General features: G+C 71.2%; 17 protein-coding genes. 9 read left to right on the forward strand and 8 right to left on the reverse strand.

Features of this window, described 5'->3' with window-relative positions; genetic code table 11:
• Positions 1 to 301: 301 nt before the first annotated feature.
• Together CIK81_RS13525 and CIK81_RS13530 are read right to left on the reverse strand one after the other, a co-directional pair.
• On the reverse strand, positions 302 to 1,090 hold the full coding sequence (locus tag CIK81_RS13525; protein WP_114307200.1) for a ferritin-like domain-containing protein: 789 nt from the start codon (positions 1,088 to 1,090) through the stop codon (positions 302 to 304).
• A 1-nt stretch (position 1,091) separates the two neighbouring features.
• Complete coding sequence (locus CIK81_RS13530) at positions 1,092 to 1,991, reverse strand: hypothetical protein (RefSeq protein WP_241964171.1); 900 nt, start codon at positions 1,989 to 1,991, stop codon at positions 1,092 to 1,094.
• A 163-nt stretch (positions 1,992 to 2,154) separates the two neighbouring features.
• On the opposite strand from CIK81_RS13530, the gene CIK81_RS13535 reads away from it, so the two are divergent.
• The 4 genes from CIK81_RS13535 (at position 2,155) to CIK81_RS13550 (ending at position 4,842) form a co-directional block, all read left to right on the forward strand.
• Positions 2,155 to 2,805 carry a hypothetical protein gene (locus CIK81_RS13535; RefSeq protein WP_114355806.1) on the forward strand — a complete coding sequence of 217 codons (651 nt, stop codon included), beginning with the start codon at positions 2,155 to 2,157 and terminating at the stop codon, positions 2,803 to 2,805.
• Positions 2,741 to 3,898, forward strand: a complete 1,158-nt coding sequence (locus CIK81_RS13540) for a hypothetical protein (protein WP_147272362.1) — start codon at positions 2,741 to 2,743, stop codon at positions 3,896 to 3,898. The genes CIK81_RS13535 and CIK81_RS13540 overlap by 65 nt, the downstream gene beginning before the upstream one ends.
• Positions 3,899 to 3,970: 72 nt before the next feature.
• The gene (locus tag CIK81_RS13545; protein WP_096163576.1) at positions 3,971 to 4,300 is read left to right on the forward strand and encodes a GNAT family N-acetyltransferase; all 330 of its coding nucleotides are present in this window, start codon (positions 3,971 to 3,973) and stop codon (positions 4,298 to 4,300) included.
• Between the two features lie 32 nt (positions 4,301 to 4,332).
• A complete protein-coding gene (locus tag CIK81_RS13550) occupies positions 4,333 to 4,842 on the forward strand; it encodes a DinB family protein (protein ID WP_096163575.1) in 510 nt (169 codons plus the stop codon).
• 16 nt (positions 4,843 to 4,858) lie between these two features.
• Here the strand turns inward: CIK81_RS13550 and CIK81_RS13555 are convergent, their stop codons facing one another.
• From CIK81_RS13555 to CIK81_RS13565, 3 genes are read right to left on the reverse strand one after another with little or no spacing between them, the layout of a single operon-like run.
• On the reverse strand, positions 4,859 to 6,253 hold the full coding sequence (locus tag CIK81_RS13555; RefSeq protein WP_114355808.1) for a carbohydrate-binding domain-containing protein: 1,395 nt from the start codon (positions 6,251 to 6,253) through the stop codon (positions 4,859 to 4,861).
• Positions 6,254 to 6,300: 47 nt separating this feature from the next.
• Positions 6,301 to 7,074, reverse strand: a complete 774-nt coding sequence (locus tag CIK81_RS13560) for a VTC domain-containing protein (RefSeq protein WP_114311706.1) — start codon at positions 7,072 to 7,074, stop codon at positions 6,301 to 6,303.
• Positions 7,071 to 7,706 (reverse strand): DUF4956 domain-containing protein, encoded by a 636-nt coding sequence (locus CIK81_RS13565; RefSeq protein WP_096163572.1) that lies wholly within the window; start codon positions 7,704 to 7,706, stop codon positions 7,071 to 7,073. Before CIK81_RS13565 ends, CIK81_RS13560 begins: the two co-directional genes overlap by 4 nt.
• A 339-nt stretch (positions 7,707 to 8,045) precedes the next feature.
• Here CIK81_RS13565 and CIK81_RS13570 point away from each other — a divergent pair, with 339 nt between their 5' ends.
• Positions 8,046 to 8,633, forward strand: a complete 588-nt coding sequence (locus tag CIK81_RS13570) for a DUF4956 domain-containing protein (RefSeq protein WP_114328131.1) — start codon at positions 8,046 to 8,048, stop codon at positions 8,631 to 8,633.
• A 5-nt stretch (positions 8,634 to 8,638) separates the two neighbouring features.
• Positions 8,639 to 9,484, forward strand: coding sequence for a polyphosphate polymerase domain-containing protein (locus CIK81_RS13575; RefSeq protein ID WP_114328169.1), 846 nt, complete (start codon positions 8,639 to 8,641; stop codon positions 9,482 to 9,484).
• Positions 9,485 to 9,493: 9 nt separating this feature from the next.
• Here the strand turns inward: CIK81_RS13575 and CIK81_RS13580 are convergent, their stop codons facing one another.
• Positions 9,494 to 9,934, reverse strand: coding sequence for a VOC family protein (locus CIK81_RS13580; RefSeq protein ID WP_158542042.1), 441 nt, complete (start codon positions 9,932 to 9,934; stop codon positions 9,494 to 9,496).
• A 175-nt stretch (positions 9,935 to 10,109) separates the two neighbouring features.
• Here CIK81_RS13580 and dnaB point away from each other — a divergent pair, with 175 nt between their 5' ends.
• Positions 10,110 to 11,435, forward strand: coding sequence for a replicative DNA helicase (dnaB, locus tag CIK81_RS13585; RefSeq protein ID WP_241964178.1), 1,326 nt, complete (start codon positions 10,110 to 10,112; stop codon positions 11,433 to 11,435).
• Between the two features lie 14 nt (positions 11,436 to 11,449).
• Here dnaB and CIK81_RS13590 read toward each other — a convergent pair whose 3' ends face one another.
• Positions 11,450 to 12,916 (reverse strand): HNH endonuclease signature motif containing protein, encoded by a 1,467-nt coding sequence (locus tag CIK81_RS13590; protein WP_158542044.1) that lies wholly within the window; start codon positions 12,914 to 12,916, stop codon positions 11,450 to 11,452.
• Positions 12,917 to 13,202: 286 nt separating this feature from the next.
• Here CIK81_RS13590 and CIK81_RS13595 point away from each other — a divergent pair, with 286 nt between their 5' ends.
• Together CIK81_RS13595 and CIK81_RS13600 are read left to right on the forward strand one after the other, a co-directional pair.
• Complete coding sequence (locus tag CIK81_RS13595; RefSeq protein ID WP_241964172.1) at positions 13,203 to 15,023, forward strand: 2-isopropylmalate synthase; 1,821 nt, start codon at positions 13,203 to 13,205, stop codon at positions 15,021 to 15,023.
• A complete protein-coding gene (locus CIK81_RS13600) occupies positions 15,020 to 15,853 on the forward strand; it encodes an ABC transporter ATP-binding protein (protein ID WP_241964173.1) in 834 nt (277 codons plus the stop codon). The genes CIK81_RS13595 and CIK81_RS13600 overlap by 4 nt, the downstream gene beginning before the upstream one ends.
• A gap of 6 nt (positions 15,854 to 15,859) precedes the next feature.
• Here CIK81_RS13600 and CIK81_RS13605 read toward each other — a convergent pair whose 3' ends face one another.
• Entirely contained in the window at positions 15,860 to 18,433 is a 2,574-nt protein-coding gene (locus CIK81_RS13605; RefSeq protein ID WP_114355809.1) for an excinuclease ABC subunit UvrA, read from the reverse strand.
• Between the last annotated feature and the right edge of the window lie 3 nt (positions 18,434 to 18,436).

Consider the following 18,436-nt stretch of genomic DNA (forward strand, 5'->3'; position numbering starts at 1 on the left):
ACCCACCCCTCGGACACCTCAACGATGAAAGCCCGAGGCTAGCCCCGCGTCCACCCCCGCACCGACCACCCCGGCCCCGCCGACCAGCTCCAGCGCGCGCGATGGCTCCGCGACCGACGACGGCTCGGGAGCCACGCCCCAGAAGCCCCGCAGCACGTGCGAGTGGGACGACGACGACGGCTGGGAATGCGACGACGACGATGATGATGACGACGATGACGATGACGATGACGATGACGATGACGATGATGACGACTGATCGGCGCCGCTGAGCGGGGTGCCCCGGGCCGGGCCGCTGGGCTCAGGCGGGGATGCCGAGGCGCGCGAAGGCGTTGCGGAAGATCGTCAGGCCGTCCAGGCCCGGCAGCTTCTGGACCCGCTTGTCGAGCTTGTCGAGCTCGTCGGACCGCCCGGCGAACAGGTGCCCCATCACGTGCTTGACCTCGGACTCGTCCATCATGCCGCTGCCCACCGGCTTCCAGACGCGGCCCATCACCAGGCGCACGATCTTCTGCGCCGCCTCGGAGGCGAGCAGCCGCTCGCGGCCCTGGGTGGTGTAGAAGGCGACGTGCCGGGTCTCCTGCTGGGCGATGCGCTTGAGCAGCGGGGAGAGCACGGGATGGTCGGTCATCGCGGAGAGCCGACGATAGGCCGCGACCGCGGAGAGCTCGTTGGCCGCGCCCCACACCATGTGCACGGCGACGAAGTCCTTGCCGGCCAGGTTGCTCATGACCGACTGCTTCAGCGGACCCAGGGCGTTGCTCCAGCCGAGCTTCACGCGCTTGGCCTTCAGCTCGTCGTAGTCCACGACGATGCCGTGCTGGGCGAGCACCTTCGAGAGCGCCTCGCCGTGCCAGAACTCCTCACGGTTCCACATGGTCATGAAGCCGCCAGCGGCCTCCTCGCGGTGCGAGGGGGTCACCAGCAGATCACGCAGGAAGCACGACGTGTGGTACTCCACGTCGCACATGTACCGCAGGGAGCGCAGGGTCTGCGCATCCAGAGGCTGGGTCTCGAAGAGGGAGAAGTCGAGGTCCTCGTACTTGACGGGGACCGACGTCTCGGCGAACTGGTCGAGGTCGAAGGCCATCTCACGCTCCTGGTCGAGATAGGGCGGACAGCAGCGGGTCCGGCAGGTCGGGTCCCGGCAGCAGCCGGGTGATCTCGTAGCGCGCCCGGTGCAGCGCGGCACGGTCGCGCACGTCGGCCCCGATTGTCGCCAGCGCGGCGCGGATGTCCGCATCGGCGCTCCCGCCGCCGTCGAGCGGGGAGGCCAGGGCGAGCACGAGGCGGGTGGTGGCGGCCTCGCCGCGGGACCGGGTGATCCGAGCGATCGCCTCGGCGGTGAAGAACTCGACCGCCGCGTCGTGGCGGGCGGCGACCTCGTCGAGCACCCGTCGCGCCTCGCCGTCGAGCCGCCGGGACAGCGCCACGAGCGCACCGCGGAGGGAGGCCTCCTGGATCGCCATGCGCCCCATGTGCGCGGCGGTGATGCCCTCGCCGGTCACGGCTCCCCACAGCGGGGACAGCAGCGGCTGGACACGGTCGACGTGGATGCGGCGCAGCGCGCGCAGCGGGTGCAGGCGGTGGTGCTGCTCGGGGCGGTCGACGGGGTGATCACCGGTCAGCAGGTCGCGCAGCGCCCGGGACTGCCAGAAGCGATCGACCAGCCAGGTCGCGAGGAAGGCGGTGATCCGGGCCTCGTGGCCGGTCGCGGTGGCGAGCATCGACCGGGATTCGGCCAGCGCCGAGGACTCCAGGCGCTGCAGCGCACCGAGGGCGAGGCGCACGTCCTGCGGGAGCGGGGTCTGCTGCGCGTGCAGGGCGCTGTCCACGGGCAGGCGCGACGTGCCGCGCCGGGTGTACGCGGCGACGTCGAAATCGGTGACCACCACGGGCGTGATCGAGTCGTCCAGATGGAGATGGCCGGGATGGGCCCCCGTCGATCGTGGCGTCGATTCCGTGCCCGGAGCAGCACTGCTCGTGCCCACAGCCGCACCTAGGACCACGCTTCACCTCTCCCGGCCGTACGCGGGCGAGGACAGTGCGTCATCGCCCTTCAGGGCCGTGAACAGTGTAATGAGTACGGCCGAGCGGCGCATGGGACGGGGCGCCCTCTGTGGCGCACAGCCCATGCTTGGTAGGTTTCGCTCCGTGGACATTTCCGGTGCGGCCTCCCTGTCGGGTCTGGAGGTTCGGCACGACCAGGGCGAGCTCCCCGGTCTGGAGGAGCTGAGGGTGGCGCTGCGGCCGCCGGCTCTGCCGCTGCCATACCCCCGGGAGGTGATCGAGGCGGCCCGCCGGGCTGGTGATCTGCTGCACGCCGAGAGATATCGCGATGCCCGTCGACTCGTCGACGCCTTCCGCGCGCGCCCTGCACCGTCGGCCGACCGGCTCGCCCTGCTGCATGCCGGTCTGCGCGGTGCGCTGCGCGTCGCGGACCCCGAGCAGGTCGAACGCGACGTGGGGGACATGGTCGCGCTGCTCACCGACGACGGATATCGCGAGCTGGCCTCCGCGCTGGTGACGGTGCTGCACGAGCGCAGGGCCCTGCCGGGCGGCGCCTCGGCGGTCCCGCGGGCGCGACGACGGGCCGGCCGACGGAACCTCCGGCCGAGCTGCTCGCGTGTGTGCGGGGCCTGGACGACCACGCGGGCGGGCAGGCCGGGACCCGCGGCGGGGACGTCGACCCACCGCCGCCTGGTGGCCGGCGCTGCGCACCGCCTGCCGCTCTGCCGCGGTGCGCGATCAGCTGCCCGTGGATCCGGAGAAGGCCCTGCGGGTGAGCCTCGCCCAGGCCCTTGAGCTGCAGGGGGACCGGGCCGGAGCCATCACCGAGGCGCTCGACGTGCTCGAGCGGATCGAGCAGGAGGAGATCGCGCTCGAGGACGCCGTGCAGGACCCCCGTCGCACCGCGACCGCCGCGCATGCGGTGCTCGCTCGCGCGCTCGGCGTCGACCACCCCGTGCAGGGCGCTCGGCACGCGCTCGATGCCCTCGCCGCCCTGCACGAGGTCGACGACCCGCCCCTGCGCGTCGGCCTGATCAGCCATCTGCTGCGAGCCCTCATGGCCGCCGGGGCGATCACGCAGGCCTCCTTCACCGCAGGCCGTCTCGCCTCCCTGCAGCGCACCCTCCAGCGGGATGCGCTGCGCACGGCGCCGCTGCTGGCGATCGCCGCCCAGCGCGTGCAGGCAGAACGCTACGAGGCCGCCTGGGTGCCCCTCGAACAGGCCCGACGGATCGCGTGTGACCAGCGCGATCACCGCTCCTCGCTCGAAGCCTCGCGGCTCGCGGCGAGCATCCACGAGCGCACCGGTGATCACGACAGGGCGCTGCACGAGCTGCGCCGGCTGGCCTCCGAGGCGCGCTGGCTGGCCGACGACCTGGCCACCGAGCGCGCTCACCGGGCGGAGCTGGTGCGCATGGAGCTCAACGCCCAGGCGCTCGTGATGCGCCGGGCGCTGGATCTCGGCCGCACCGAGCTCGTCGAGGAGGCCGGGGAGGGGATAGAGCACCGCGCCCGCCCCGAGGGCGGCCGCCCGCTGCTTCCCCCCGAACTGCTCTGGGACCACCGCGTCGACGCCCAGGTCGCTCGCTTCATCGCCGCCGGCGAGGCCCTGAACCGCGGCGAGGAGGGGGCGACCACCGCGCTCTACGAGCGTCGGCGCCGGGCGGCGATGCAGGTTATCGACGGGGTGCCGACGGGGCACGACCACCGCGCCCGGTATTGGGCCGCGTATGTGGATGACCGCCACGCGCAGATGCTCGCCGACCGCGGCAGGGTCCTGCCCGCGCTGCGCGCCGCCCGTCGGGCCCGTGCCGGCTGGGACCATCTGGCGCGCCCCGACGACGTCGCCCGGGTGGACCTGCTGATCGCCCACCTCGAACAGGACTGACCCCGGCCCGCCCTGTCGCAGGTCGTCGGCCGTCCCGTACGGTGGAATCATCGGCCGGAAGGAGCCCGCGCCATGTCGATCGACCCCGATGATCACCGACACGACGGAATCGACGAGCAGATCGCCGTGCGCGACAACCCGGCCGCCGGGCGCTACGAGGCCGTGCGGCGCGGAACGGTCGTGGGGACCTTGATCTACGAGCGCACCCGGCGACGCATCGAGCTGATCCATACCGTCACCGATCCCGCGCATCGCGGCGAGGGCGTGGCCTCCGTGCTCGTGCGCACCACGCTGGCCGAGGCGCGGGCGGCCGGCCAGCAGATCCTCGTGATCTGCCCGTTCATCGAGAGCTGGCTGCGACGACACCCCGAGCAGCGCGAGGGCGTCGTGGTCGAGGACTGACGTCCGGTCCCTCGACGGCGTAGCGTCGAGCCATGGATGCTCTCGACGTTCTCCGTGACCTCACCTCCCGCCCCCGCGATGCCGCCGAGCGGATGCGCCCGGACCTCAACCCCGTCTCCCTGAACGCCCGGCCCGGCGGCCATGACAACTCCGTGGCCTGGCTGCTGTGGCACAGCGGTCGGGAGATCGACGCCCAGCTGGCCGATCTCACCGGGCAGGAGCAGCTGTGGACCGCGCAGGACTTCGCGGGGCGCTTCGCCCTGGGATCCGCGGGCGACGGCGTCGGCTACGGCCACAGCGCCGAGGAGGCACGGCGGATCCTCGTCGACGACCCCGAGCTGCTGCTGGGCTACCTCGGCGCCGCCCTCGACGCCGTGGACACGTACCTCGACGGCATCACCGCCGCCCAGCTGGACGACGTGATCGACGAGGACTGGGATCCGCCGGTCACCCGCGGCGCCCGCCTGGTCAGCATCATCGACGACGCCATCCAGCACCTCGCGCAGGCGGCCTACGCGCTGGGGATGCCCCTCGGCGACTGACCGCCCGCTCCCCGGATCAGCTCTCCTCGGAATCCGGCTGCTGCCCGCCATCCGGGCGCTCGCCGGAGCCGGGACCGCCGCCCATGCCTGCGCCCATACCCCCGCCGAGGTCATCGGCCGAGGTGATCTCGGTGCCGTCGGCACTGAGGGTCGCTCCGTCGAGGGTGATCTCGCCGTTGGCGTCCACTGGGGAGTCGCCTCCGTTGTCGGCGCTGGAGATCGTGATGTCTCCGCCGGTCAGGGCGACGCTCCCGTTGGAGTCCAGGCCGTCGAAGTCGGCGTCGATCGTGAGCGTCCCGCCGCTCACCGAGAGCCACGAGCCGTCGTCGCTCTCCCCGCCGCCCATCTCGCCGCCAGCGCCCGGGTCGGAGCCGGTCTCGTCGGCGTCCTCCTCGGCGGTGGTCGCCGCGGTCGCGTTGACGCCGTCGTCCGAGGCGGTGATCGAGACGGTTCCGCCCTCGAGCATCACGTCCTGCGCCTCGATGCCCTCGACGGACTCTGTGATGTCCACCGTGCCGTCCACGATCTCGACGGCCTGCTCGGCGTCGATCCCGTCGTCACCGGCGCTGATCGAGAACTCGCCGGCGGTGATCAGCACCCAGCCGCGGTCGGTGTCCTCGTAGTTGTCGGACTTCACCGCGTCGCCGCCGCTGGTGAGATCGAACGTGCCGCCCGAGATCGTCACGTAGTCCTTGCCGCGGATCGCGTCGTCGGCCGCGGTCACCGTCAGATCGCCGCCCAGGATCGCGAGACCGTCCTTCGAGGAGATGCCGTCGTTGCTGGTGCCGGTGACGCTCAGGGCGCCGGAGCCCGCGATCGTGAGATCCGAGGCGGAGGCGATCGCGGCCACCGGGGTGGCGTCGTCGGCGACCTCGTATCCGGAGCCGTCGCTCACGGCGTTCTCGGTGCCGTCCTCGAGGAACACGGTGACCTCGTCAGCGCTGTTCACCGCGATGCCGGTGCCGGAGCTGTTCGTGATGGAAGCGTCGTCCAGGACCACGGTGACGGTCTCGTCGTCCCGAGCGGCGACCACGAGCTGACCGTCCGAGAGGTTGCCGGAGACGCGGTACACGCCACCTGCCGTGATGGTCACGGTCGAGTCCTCCACCGTGACGTCGGAGGAGCTCGAGCTGGATCCGGAGTCCGCGAGATCGATGGACTGCTTCTCGGCCGCGTCCCAGGTGAGGTCGTCCTCGTCGGCATGGGTGTCCAGGCTGGTGAGATCGAGCGAGGAGAGCATCTCGTGGGAGACCGCGGCGGCCTCCGCGACGGACGTCGAGCCGGTCTCCGCGGTGGCGGCGCCGCAGGCGGCCAGAGCGAGCGTCGCAGCGCCTGCGACGACTGCGGCGGGAAGCCGACGCAGGCCGCGGCGGCGGGAGGTCGAGGGATCGGTCGTGATCGTGGAACGCATGGTGTGTCCTTTCAGAGGTGTTCTGCGGGTGGCGGCGGGCTGTGGGCTCAGGTGCCGCGGGACACCGCGCGCATGGTGCGGTGCCACCGGTTGGCTGGCAGATCCGCGTCCAGCAGCGCCAGCCCGGTCGCGTATTTCGACAGCCGCTGCGGACGGTGACCGGCGCGCCACAGCACCCGGTCGACGCTGCCGGCCCGGGTGCCGGACTTGGTCTCGACGACCACCTGGTCCCTCAGCTGCCGGGCACGGCCGGCGGGGTCGCTCCAGACGAGCGCGTCATCGAGGGTCAGGCGGGAATCCTCCGCAGCGACCAGGAGGGTCGTGCGGTCGTAGGCGGTGGTGAGCCCCGGGAGGAGGGGAGCGGTCGGCGCGACGCAGTCGGCGTCGGCCAGGGAGGTGCGCACGAAGTCGAGCGGGGCGCCTCCCAGCGGCGGCGCCGCCTGTTCACCGGTGTCGGCCCCGTCGTCATCCAGCGCGATCCGCAGCTTGGAGGACTCCCCGCGGCCGGTGCGCGTCTTGACCTCGAGGAAGGAGACGTCGGTGTCGACGTAGTCGCGTCGGCGCACCTTCCAGCGGCGCCGACGACCGGTGGCCGCAGCGCGGTAGGCCGCGAGGTCGGAGGTGTCGTAATAGGTGGAGCGGTAGGCGAAGCGGCGTCGGCCCCCGATCTCGAGCACCCGCAGGTCGACGGCGAGGTCGCCGATCAGCTCGTCGATCTCGTCGCGGGGCACGAGATACTTGCGATCCACGCGGGTCATGAGGGCCGCACTCTCGGTGAGTCGCGCGAGGTCGATCCCGGGCAGGGTGTCGATGGCGCTCATCGGGTCGCCATCTCGGGTGAGCGGGCCGTGGTCGTGGTCCCGGTGACCGGGCTGGTCGTCGCCTCTGCGACGAGGGCGCGGCGGCGCCCGGCCCGCAGCCGGTAGCGGGCGTCGACCCAGGTGGTGTCGCTGACCGTGTCCAGCCGTTGGACGCTGAGAGCGGTCACGTCGGCCCCGAGCATCTCCTCGAGGTGCGCCCGCAGGGTCGGCTCGTCGGCGATGGCCCGGTCCAGCACGATCACCTGACGGCGATGCGCGCCGAGCAGCCGGGGATGGTCGACGACCGTCATGGTCGCCACGATCAGGGCCATGAAGCCGACGGCCGCCCACGAGGGCGCTGCCGAGAGCCCGGCCACGAGGCCGAGGGCGAGCACCGCGAAGTAGTAGGCGATCTCGTGCTGCGCGAGCTCATCGGAGCGCAGGCGGATGATCGACAGCACCCCGAACAGTCCCAGGCCGAGCCCTGCGGAGAGCGCGGAACCGGCGAGCAGGGCGGCCACGGCGAGGACGCCCACGTTGATGCCGAGGAACGCGACCACGAGGTCGCGGCGGCGGTGGCGGGGCCAGTAGACGCCGAAGGTCAGGATGAGGACGGCGACGAGATCGAGGCCGTACACGGCATAGGCGGACATGAGATGCTCCTCCGGATCGGGGTGATGTGAGAAGAAGCCTCGGGTGTCTTCCTTTGGGTCTCCTATGTCTGCCCTGTCGTGCACTTATGTGAGCAGTCGCGCCGCAGCGGACTCGTGGAGAGGTGCCCTACACGAACAGCGACTCCCGGTGCGTCGCCTTCTAGGCTGTGACGTCGTGGACGATGACGGCCGTGCTCCGGCGGGGCTCCCTGAGCCTGCTGCTGCTCGGTCTGCGCACCCCGTCACGGGCGGTCCAACGGCCGATCGGACCCCCGAGCTGCTCTTCCCTTCCTGCCCCGAACCTCTGGACCGCTCGTCGGTCCCGTGCGAGGAGAGATCGTGAACATCGAGATACCTCTGCTGATCGTCGCGGACCTGATCGCGGCCGTCGTGCTCACCTTCGGACTGTATTGGCGTCGGCACTACCGCCGTGATCTCGTCGTGGCCTTCATGGGGATCAACGTCGGGGTCCTCTCGGTCTCCGCAGTCCTCGCGGACTCCGAGGTGGGCGCCGGCGTGGGGCTCGGCCTCTTCGGCGTGCTGTCGATCATCCGCCTGCGCTCCGACGAGCTCGCCCAGCACGAGATCGCCTACTACTTCGCGATGCTCGCCCTCGGCCTGCTCGGGGGCCTCGACGCGGCGCCGCTGCCGCTGTCGCTGGTGTTCATGGTCCTCGTGGTGGTGACGATGGCCGTGATCGACCATCCGGGGCTGCTGGGCGGCAACCGCAGGCAGGAGATCATCCTGGACCGCGCGATCGCCGATCCGGCCGAGCTGCGTGCGCATCTGGCCGAGCTGCTGGACGCCGAGATCCGAGCGGTCAGCGTGAGCCGTCTGGACCTCGTCAACGACACCACCGTGGTGGATGTCCGTTTCCGTCGCCCCGAGAAGGGAGCTGCTCCCGTCGCGGAAGGAGCGGCGCAGTGACCGTCATGTCCCGCAGCGGTGAGGTGAGCGCCTCGGAGGCGCTCGGCGCGGCGTACTCCACGCTGCCGGGCATCGACCTGGCGACGATGGAGCAGCAGGCCGCGCTGATGACGCGGGTCGACCGCAAGTACCTGGTGCCCGCCTCCGTCGCCCTCGACCTCGTCGAGGCGATGGGGGAGGACCTCCACGTGCTCGAGATCGGCGGCGAACGGACCTTCGCCTACCGTTCCCTCTATTACGACACTCCTGACCTGGACGCCTACCGCACGGCCGCCACCAAGAGGCGTCGTCGCTTCAAAGTGCGGCGCCGCGAGTACGTCGACGCCGGCTCCGCCTTCCTGGAGGCGAAGACCCGCACCGGGCGCGGGGACACCGTGAAGGTCCGCGAGCAGGTCCCGATGCTCTACGGCGAGGACCTGCCCCTGCCCGGCGGCGAGGCGCTGGCCGGTGCGTCCCTCGAGTACGTACATGCGCGACTCGCCGATGCCGGCGTCGAGCCCCCGACCCAGCCTCTCCGACCCGTCATGGAGACTGCATACCGGCGCACGACCCTGCTGCTGGGTTCTGAAGGCTCCCGGGCGACGCTGGACCAGGCGCTGACCTGGCGGGGGACCGCACTGCAGAGATATCGGATGGACGATCTCCTGGTCCTGGAGACGAAGTCGTCGGCGAGCCCGGGCCCGATCGACCGCTTCCTCTGGCGCGCGCACCATCGACCCCAGCGGATCTCGAAGTTCGCCACCGGGATGGCGCTGCTGGATCCGTCGCTCCCGGCCAATCGCTGGCATCGCACGCTCCAGCGGATCAGGCCGCACGTGACTCCGCCGGTCCCGGCGACGGCGCCCGTCTAGACCTCGGGCTCACCCGGGGCGCACGGCGCTCAGGCAGAACGGGTGGCCGACGGGATCGAGCATCACCCGCCAGGCCGAAGGGTCGGGCTGCACGCCGGCTTCGCGAGCACCGATCCTCCGCGCGGCGGCGACCGCATCCTCGAGATCCGCAGCGGCCAGGTCCAGGTGCATCTGCGCATGCTGCGGGCCGTCCGGCCACTGCGGAGCGACATACTCGTCGGCCCGCATCAGGGTGACCATCGGCCCGGCGCCCGCGAGGCACACCACGCTGCGGTCATCGGCCGCGAAGGCCTCCTCGAGGCCGAGGAGCGCGCTGTAGAAGGGGACGAGGTCATCGGGTCTCGGACAATCGATCGAGATCGACGCGAGCGGGGCGATCGCGGAGGGGGCGCCGCTCCCGTCGTTCTGGGTGTTCTGGGTGTTCTGGGTGTTCTGGGTGTGCTGGGGCATGCGGCGACCGTAGCGACAGGTGCCGACATTCCTCCCCACGCAGCCCTCCCTCCCCAGGCAGCCCTCGTCCCCAGCGGGCGCAGATCACGTCCCGATGGTCAGCCAGGGTTCCTACACTGGCCCGGTGACATCTACCGAGGCCTTCGAAGCTGGACCTGACCGCAACCTGGAGCGCATGCCGCCCCAGGACCTTCCTGCCGAGCGCGGCGTGCTGGGCGGCATGATGCTGTCCAAGGACGCCATCGCCGACGTCGTGGAGACGGTGCAGGGCAACGACTTCTATCGCCCTGCGCACGAGATGATCTTCGAGGCGATCATCGATCTGTACGGGCGCGGCGAGCCCGCCGACCTCGTCACCGTCTCCGACGAGCTCTCCAAGCGCGGTGAGCTCGCACGGGTGGGCGGCGGCGCCTATCTCGCCGACCTGATCGACATGGTGCCCACCGCCGCGAACGCCGGCTTCTACGCCGAGATCGTGGTCGAGCGGGCGCAGCTGCGTCGTCTGGTCGAGGCCGGCACCCGCATCGTCCAGCTCGGTTATGCGGCCGACGGCGGCGAGGTCGACGAGGCCATCAACGAGGCCCAGGCGCAGGTGTACGCGGTGACCGAGCGCGGTGCGTCGGAGGACTTCCTGCCGCTGGGCGAGGTCATCGACGAGACCCTCAACACGATCGAGGCGACGCAGAACCGCGGCGGCCAGGTCACCGGCGTCCCGACCGGCTTCGCGGAGTTCGACGACCTCACCCAGGGTCTGCACGGCGGCCAGCTGATCATCTTCGCCGGCCGCCCCGCCATGGGCAAGACGACCCTCGGCATGGACGTGCTGCGTTCCGCCTCGATCCACAACGGCGAAGCCAGCGTCATCTTCTCCCTGGAGATGGACAAGACCGAGATCACGATGCGTCTGCTCAGCGCCGAGGCGCAGGTGCCGATGAACCGCATGCGCGACGGCTCGATGGATGACCGCGACTGGCAGGCCATGGCTCGCGCCATGAGCCGTATCGCGGACGCCCCGCTGTTCATGGACGACTCGGCGAACATGTCGCTCATGGAGATCCGCGCGAAGTGCCGTCGGCTGAAGCAGAAGCACGATCTCAAGCTCGTCGTCATCGACTACCTGCAGCTGATGAGCTCGGGCAAGAAGGTCGAATCCCGTCAGCAGGAGGTCTCGGAGTTCTCCCGTGCCCTGAAGCTGCTGGCCAAGGAGATCGAGGTGCCGGTCATCGCGATCTCGCAGCTGAACCGTGGCAGCGAGCAGCGCACCGACAAGACCCCGATGATGAGCGACCTGCGCGAGTCCGGCTCGATCGAGCAGGATGCCGACCTGATCCTCCTGATCCACCGCGAGGACTACTACGAGAAGGAGTCCGCTCGCGCCGGCGAGGCGGATCTCATCGTCGCCAAGCACCGTAACGGCGCCACCAAGACGGTCCCCGTCGCCTTCGAGGGCCACTACTCGCGGTTCAAGGACATGGCGGGCACCGGCGGCTTCAGCAGCTGACTCGTCGCGCCTGCTCAGGCGGCCAGCTCCATGACGTGGTGGCAGAGAGCGTCCACGCAGTCCGCGAGGCGGAATCCGGCGCCTCCGGTGGTGGCAGCGATCCGCTCCGGATCGCGCGTCACGTCGATCGCGGGCCCGGTGATGCTGCGCACCGTGACCTCCTCGAGCATGGCGGGCCAGCGTGCCTGCACGGACTGTCCGTCGGCATCGAGCACGAGGAAGCGCCGGTGGTGCGGCGCCGTGCGGAAGGGGTCCAGGACGAGCCGCAGGCCGCCCTCATGGACCAGCACATGGTGACGGCGGCACAGCAGCGCGAGCCCGTCGATGTCCGTCGGCCCTCCCTCCGACCAGGGGACGATGTGGTGCGCATCGAGATGCCGGGACTGATGGCAGCCGGGGAAGGTGCAGGTGGTGTCGCGCAGCCGCAGCGCCCGACGTTGAGCCCGTGTCGCAAGCCGCTGTGACCTGCCCAGATGCAGTATCTCGCCGCCGGCGTCGGTGATCGCGATCGCCACCTTGCCCGTGCACGCCAGGCGTTCCGCGGTGCGAGGCTCGAGCGGCCCCATACCCAGCACTCCGCATTGCCCCGCCGATTCTGCGGAGCGAGAAAGCGTTCCCGCGGGAACGTCGATGCTGACGGGCCCGTCGTCCGCGGGCTGCGCATCCGTTCCCGCGGGAACGTTCTGGGTGAGAGCTTCGGCGCTGACCTGCACGATCACCAGGTGACGATCTTCGCCCGAGCGATCATCGGGTTCCGTGTCGAGGAAGGTGCGCGCGACGCTGTGCAGGGCGTCGGCCCTGCGCTGCTCGAGGGACGGCGTCGAGGTGACCTCGGCGGCGCGCTCGATGGCGTCGTCCGCCCAGGGAGGCTCGGTGCCGTCGCGGTCCAGGGCGAGCTCGAGGGCGGTGACCACCTCGGCGCCCATCTCGGCAGGGAGCACCGCACGGACCTCGACCATGCCGTCCTCGCGCACCTGCCAGCGCGCCTGGCGCACGGCGTCCTGACCGAGCCGGCTGCCGTCGACTGCGCGGAACGAGGAGATGGTGCGCGCCAGCTGTGAGGCGGTCATCGAGCGTGCGAGGTCGACGAGGACGTCCTCGTCGACGCGATCGGCCACGCGGGTGATCTCTCGGACCTTCGAGTACGACAGACGCCCGGCGCGGAACGCGGCCACGGTCGACGGCATCTCCGGCAGCGCCCGGGCCACCCGGACGTGCTCGCGGGCCGTGCCCGGAGACATCGAGCAGGCCCAGGACAGCCAGTGCGCGGTGGACTTCAGGCCGCCGAACCAGCCGAGCCCTCCGCGGGCATCGAAGTCGCCGACCATGAGCAGCAGCTCGCACGTGGCCTCGGCGATCACCGCTGCCTGCTGCTGGATGCGCTGGCCGAGAGCCTCGGCCTCGGCGCGGTCGAGCGGGGCAGGGGGCTCGCTCTCGGGAACTCTCGGGGGCAGGGGCGGGGGCATCACACTGAGGGTCATCGCGGTCTCCAACCGACATCGGCTCTGATCGTCGGTCCCAGTCCATCAGAGGGGTGTGACAGACGAAGCGCCGCGTCCCTTCGCCTCCTCATCATGCGTGCCGATCCGGTCGGTGAGGTCGGTGAACACCTCTCTACTTGTCTGAGGAGTTGTGATAGAACTTTACCTGTGATGCAGCAGAATCTCCTCCTTCGTCGCCACGGCGGGGCCCTGTAGGACCGGCTCCCCTCCGCGGTGTCGAGACGTGCGCCGGCCCGCCCCTCCTACTGAGCAAGGACCGAGCATCATGACTCTCACCGAGCATCCGATCACCATTCCGGCTCCGGCCTGGAACCGCCAGCAGCCCTCCCCGATGCCCTCCCACCGCTACTCCGGCGCCCACGAGCGCGTCGAGGTTCCGGCGACCGAGCACCGATGGGCCGACCGTCGGATCGGCGTTGCGCCGCTCTGGGTCCCCGTGGACCTGCGTGACGGGAATCAGGCTCTCGCCGAACCGATGGATCCCCAGCGCAAGCGTCGGTTCTTCGAGCTCATGGTGGCGATGGGGTACAAGGAGATCGAGGTGGGCTATCCCTCCGCGTCGCAGACCGATCTCGACTTCGTGCGCCTGATCGCCGAGAGCGACATCGCCCCTGACGACGTGACGATCGTGGTGTTCACCCCGGCTCGGCGGGATCTCATCGAGCGCACCGTCGCCTCGATCCGCGGGATCACCAATCCCGTCGTCATCCACCTCTACACCGCAACCGCGCCGATCTGGCGGGAGACCGTGCTGCGCAAGGACCGCGACGAGCTGCGCAACCTCATCCTCGCCGGCGGGCGCGACGTCCTGGAGCTCGCCGGACACCTGTCGAACGTGCGCTTCCAGTTCTCGCCCGAGGTCTTCAATCTCACCGAGCCCGACTATGTGCTGGAGGTCTGCGATGCGATGACCGAGCTCTGGGATGCGAGTCCCGAGCGTCCCGTGATCCTCAACCTCCCTGCCACCGTCGAGATCGCCACGCCCAATGTGTACGCCGACCAGATCGAGCACATGGACCGACATCTCGCACGTCGTGACAGCGTGATCCTGTCGGTCCACCCGCACAACGACCGCGGCACGGGGATCGCGTGCGCGGAGCTCGCTGTGCTCGCCGGGGCCCAGCGCGTCGAGGGATGCCTGTTCGGCAACGGCGAGCGCACTGGGAACGTCGACCTCGCGACCCTCGCGCTGAACCTTCACGCCCAGGGAGTGGACCCGATGATCGACTTCTCCGACATCGACGAGGTTCGCCGTACTGTCGAGCACTGCAACCGGCTCGAGGTGCATCCCCGCCATCCCTATGTGGGCGACCTGGTCCACACGGCCTTCAGCGGCACGCACCAGGATGCGATCCGCAAGGGGCTCGCGGAGCACCGCGCTCGCGCCGCCTCCGAGGGCCGGTCTCCGCGCGACGTGGCTTGGCGTGTGCCGTACCTGCCGATCGATCCGGCCGATATCGGCCGGAGCTATGACGCGGTGATCCGCGTGAACTCGCAGTCGGGCAAGGGCGGGATCGCCTATCTCCTCGAGGAGGAGTACGGCTTCGAGCTGCCGCGCCGGCTGGAGATCGACCTCAGCCGCCACGTGCAGGAGCACGCGGATCGATCCGGCGGCGAGGTGAGCGCGGAGAGCCTCTGGGATGTGCTGCACCGGGCGTACCTGGCCGACGGCGAGGTCGGCGACCGGTTCGCCCTGGTCGCCTGCGACACGGCCGACGGGGATGAGGGGTCGCGCACCCGGATCGTCCTGGCGCTCGACGGGGTGGAGTACCGCACCGAGCACGCGGGTGTGGGCCCGGTGGAAGCGCTCGGTGCTGCGCTGCACGAGCTCGGAGCCGACGTCGATGTGCTCTCGCTGCACCAGACCAGCGTCGGGGCCGGGAACGACGTGGAGGCTCTGACGTTCGTGGAGTACCGTCGCCGGGGCGAGTCTGCCTGGGCCGGCGGTCGTGATCGCTCGGTGCTCCGCGCGAGCGTGGTCGCTGTGCTCGCCGCGGCGAACCGCCTCGCCGCGGTTCCGGACCCTCCGGGCGGGGACGGCCACGAGCAGATGCGCAGGACGACTCAGGAGGAGGCAGATCGGTGACGGTGACCAGCGCTGACCACATCAGCAGCACGGGCGGGGCAGAGGTCCTGTGCCTGGACGCGCTCGACTTCGTGCGCGGGGGCACCCCGATCCTCAGCGGGATCGACCTGACCGTCCGCGCGGGGGAGCACTGGGCGCTGATCGGGGCCAACGGTGCCGGCAAGAGCACGGTGCTGAGCCTGTGCGGCGCTGTCGAGCATCCCACCCGCGGAACCGTGCACGTGCTCGGGCATCAGCTCGGTCGCGTGGACGTCCGGGAGCTGCGCGCACTGATCGGACACGTCAATCCGCGCCACCCGCTGGCCTCGCCGCTCACCGCACGGGACGTGGTGCTCACCGGGGCGACCGGGACCGTGGAGAAGGTGCCCCGCTGGGAGCCCGACGCCGATGTGCTGGCCCGCGCCGATTATCTGATCGAGGCGCTGGGCCTGGCGCACATCGCCTCCTCCAGCTGGCTGACCATGTCGCAGGGCGAGCGGGGCCGCGCCCTCATCGCGCGCGCCCTGCTGCCGGATCCCGCGCTCCTGCTGCTCGACGAGCCGTCCACGGGGCTCGACGTCGCGGCGCGGGAGCAGTTCCTGCAGACCCTCGACGACCTCCACCGCACCCAGCCCACGCTCGCCACGGTGCTGGTCACGCATCATCTCGAAGAGCTGCCCGAGAGCACCACCCATGCGGCGCTGCTGCGTGACGGGCACCTGCAGACCGCCGGGCCCGCGACCGAGGTGCTCACCACCGAGCAGATCACCGAGTGCTTCGCGTATCCGATCGTCATCGAGCGCCGCGAGGGCCGGTGGCTGGCCCGCGCCGGGGCGAGGGTCGCCGCGTAGGCGCGCTCACCGTGCCACGGGGGCCTGCGCCGCGCGACGCAGTGCGGTGCCGGTCATACCGGCGGGCTCGTCGGCGATCGTGGCCGGCGCGCCCTGGGCGACGATCCGCCCGCCCTTGTCTCCCGCGCCCGGGCCCATGTCGATCACGTGGTCGCTCTGGGCGATCACCCGCTGATCGTGCTCGACGACGACCACCGTCTGCCCGGCGTCCACGAGCCGGTTCAGCTCGCTCACCAGCAGGTCCACGTCGGCGGGGTGGAGGCCGGAGGTCGGCTCGTCCAGCAGGTACAGGCTGTGGCCGCGCACCGAGCGCTGCAGCTCGGTGGCCAGCTTGATCCGCTGCGCCTCGCCGCCGGAGAGCTCGGTCGCCGGCTGCCCGAGCGTGAGATAGCCGAGCCCGATCGCCGCGAGGGCGTCCAGCGCCCGGGAGATGCGGGGATCGCCCGTGAACACCTCTCGAGCCCGGGCGACGGACAGTTCGAGCACGTCCGCGATGGTGAGGCCCTCCCAGCGCACCTCGAGGGTCTCGGGACCGTAGCGGGTGCCGTGGCAGCGCGGGCAGGTCGCGTACGAGCCGGGCAGGAACACCAGCTCGACCTCGATCTGGCCGGTGCCGTGGCACTCGGGGCAGCGCCCCTCCGTGACGTTGTAGGAGAAGCGGCCCACGCCCCAGCCGCGCCGACGGGCCTCGGGGGTGTCCGCGAAGAGCCGCCGCACGCGGTCGAAGAACCCGGTGTAGGTCGCCAGGCACGAGCGCGGTGTGCGTCCGATGGGCTTCTGCGTGATGTGCACCAGGCGGTCGATGCCCTCGGCGCCGCGCACCGCACCGTGGTGCACGGCGTCGTCGTCCAGGAGGGACCCGCTCGCCTCGCCGGGGTCCGGGGCGCGATCCGTCTCGGCCGACGGATCGGGCTCGTCCGCCACGGTGGTGCGCACCCGCTCGCCGAGGATCGTGCCCAGGCACTGCGTGACCAGCGTGCTCTTGCCCGCCCCGGAGACGCCCGTGACCGCGGTGAAGGAGCCCAGCGGCAGGCGCAGATCGACGTCGCGCAGGGTGCGGGCGGTCAGGGCGTCGATCTCGAGCAGACCCGAGGGCTCGCGCACCTGCGCGGCGTCCTGCAGGACGAGGGGGCCGGCGCCGAGGTAGCGGGCGGTCACCGAGTCCTCCGTGTCGACGAGCCCGTCGACCACTCCGGAGTAGAGGATCTCGCCGCCGTCGGTGCCGGCGCCGGGGCCGACGTCGACGATCCAGTCCGCGTCGGCCACCAGCGTCATGTCGTGCTCGACCAGCAGCACCGAATTGCCCTCGGCGAGGAACGATTCCAGCAGATGCTGCAGCACGCCCTTCTCGCTGGGGTGGAGTCCGGCCGACGGCTCGTCGAGCACGTAGGCCACGCCGAACAGGCCCGAGCGCAGCTGCGCGGCCAGGCGCAGGCGCTGCAGCTCGCCGGTGGACAGCGTGCCGGCCGGGCGGTCCAGGGCGAGGTGCCCGAGGCCGAGGCCCACGATCGTGCCCAGCACGGGCAGCACCGTCGGCAGCAGGAGGCGTTCGGCCTCCTCCTCGGGGGTGCCCTCGCGGTCGGGGAGGGCCTCGGAACGATGGGTCAGCCGGGCCAGCACGTCGTCCAGGGGCATCTGGGCGAGCCGCCAGATCGGCACCCCGACATAGGTGACGCGCAGGGCATCCGGCCCCAGGCGGTGGCCCTCGCACAGCGGGCAGGTGGAGACCGAGAAGTGGGTGAGCGCGCGGCGTCGGGAGGATTCCGCCGCCGAGCTCGACACCGAGTCCCGCAGGTAGCGCTCGACACTGCGCCACCGGCCCCGATAGGGGCCCTGGGTCTGCCCGGGCTCGCGCTCGGGATGCACGGTGACCACGGGCTGCTCGTCCGTGTGGAGGACCCAGTCGCGGGTCTCGGGAGGCAGGTCGCGCCAGGGCCGGTGGAGGTCGACGCCGAGGGTGCCGAGGATGTCCCGGAAGTTCTTGCCCAGCCAGGCGCCCGGCCAGGCCGCGATCGCGCCCTCGGCGATCGAGAGCGAGGGGTCCGGGACCATCGAGGACTCCGTCGGCTCCCGCAGCACGCCGGCTCCGTGGCAGCGGGGGCACGCGCCGTCGGGCGTGTTTGGGGAGAAGAAGTCCGAGGTCAGACGGCCGCTGTGGAGTGCGGATCCGTGCTCGAGGACATCGGCGGGATGGTCTCCGGCCCGTGAGTACAGCAGGCGGATCGCGTTGGAGAGGTTCGTGGTGGTGCCCACGGTGGAGCGCGCGCCGCCCGCGCTGGTGCGCTGTTCGAGGGCCACCGTCGGCGGCATGCCGGTCACGGATTCGACCTGAGGATCCACCGCGCTGCCGATCAGCCGTCGGGCGAAGGGCGCGACGGACTCGAGGTACCGCCGCTGGGACTCGCCGTGGATCGTGCCGAAGGCGAGCGACGACTTCCCCGAGCCGGAGACGCCGGTGAACGCGACGAGCCTCCCGCGCGGGAGGTCCACGCCGACGTCCCGCAGGTTGTGCAGGTGGGCGCCGCGCACGTGCACGAAGCCGTCGTCCGCGCCGAGCGGGGAGAGATCGGGGAGAGCCATCCG

This window comes from Brachybacterium sp. JB7 (genome assembly GCF_003335205.1).
Taxonomy (GTDB): domain Bacteria; phylum Actinomycetota; class Actinomycetes; order Actinomycetales; family Dermabacteraceae; genus Brachybacterium; species Brachybacterium alimentarium.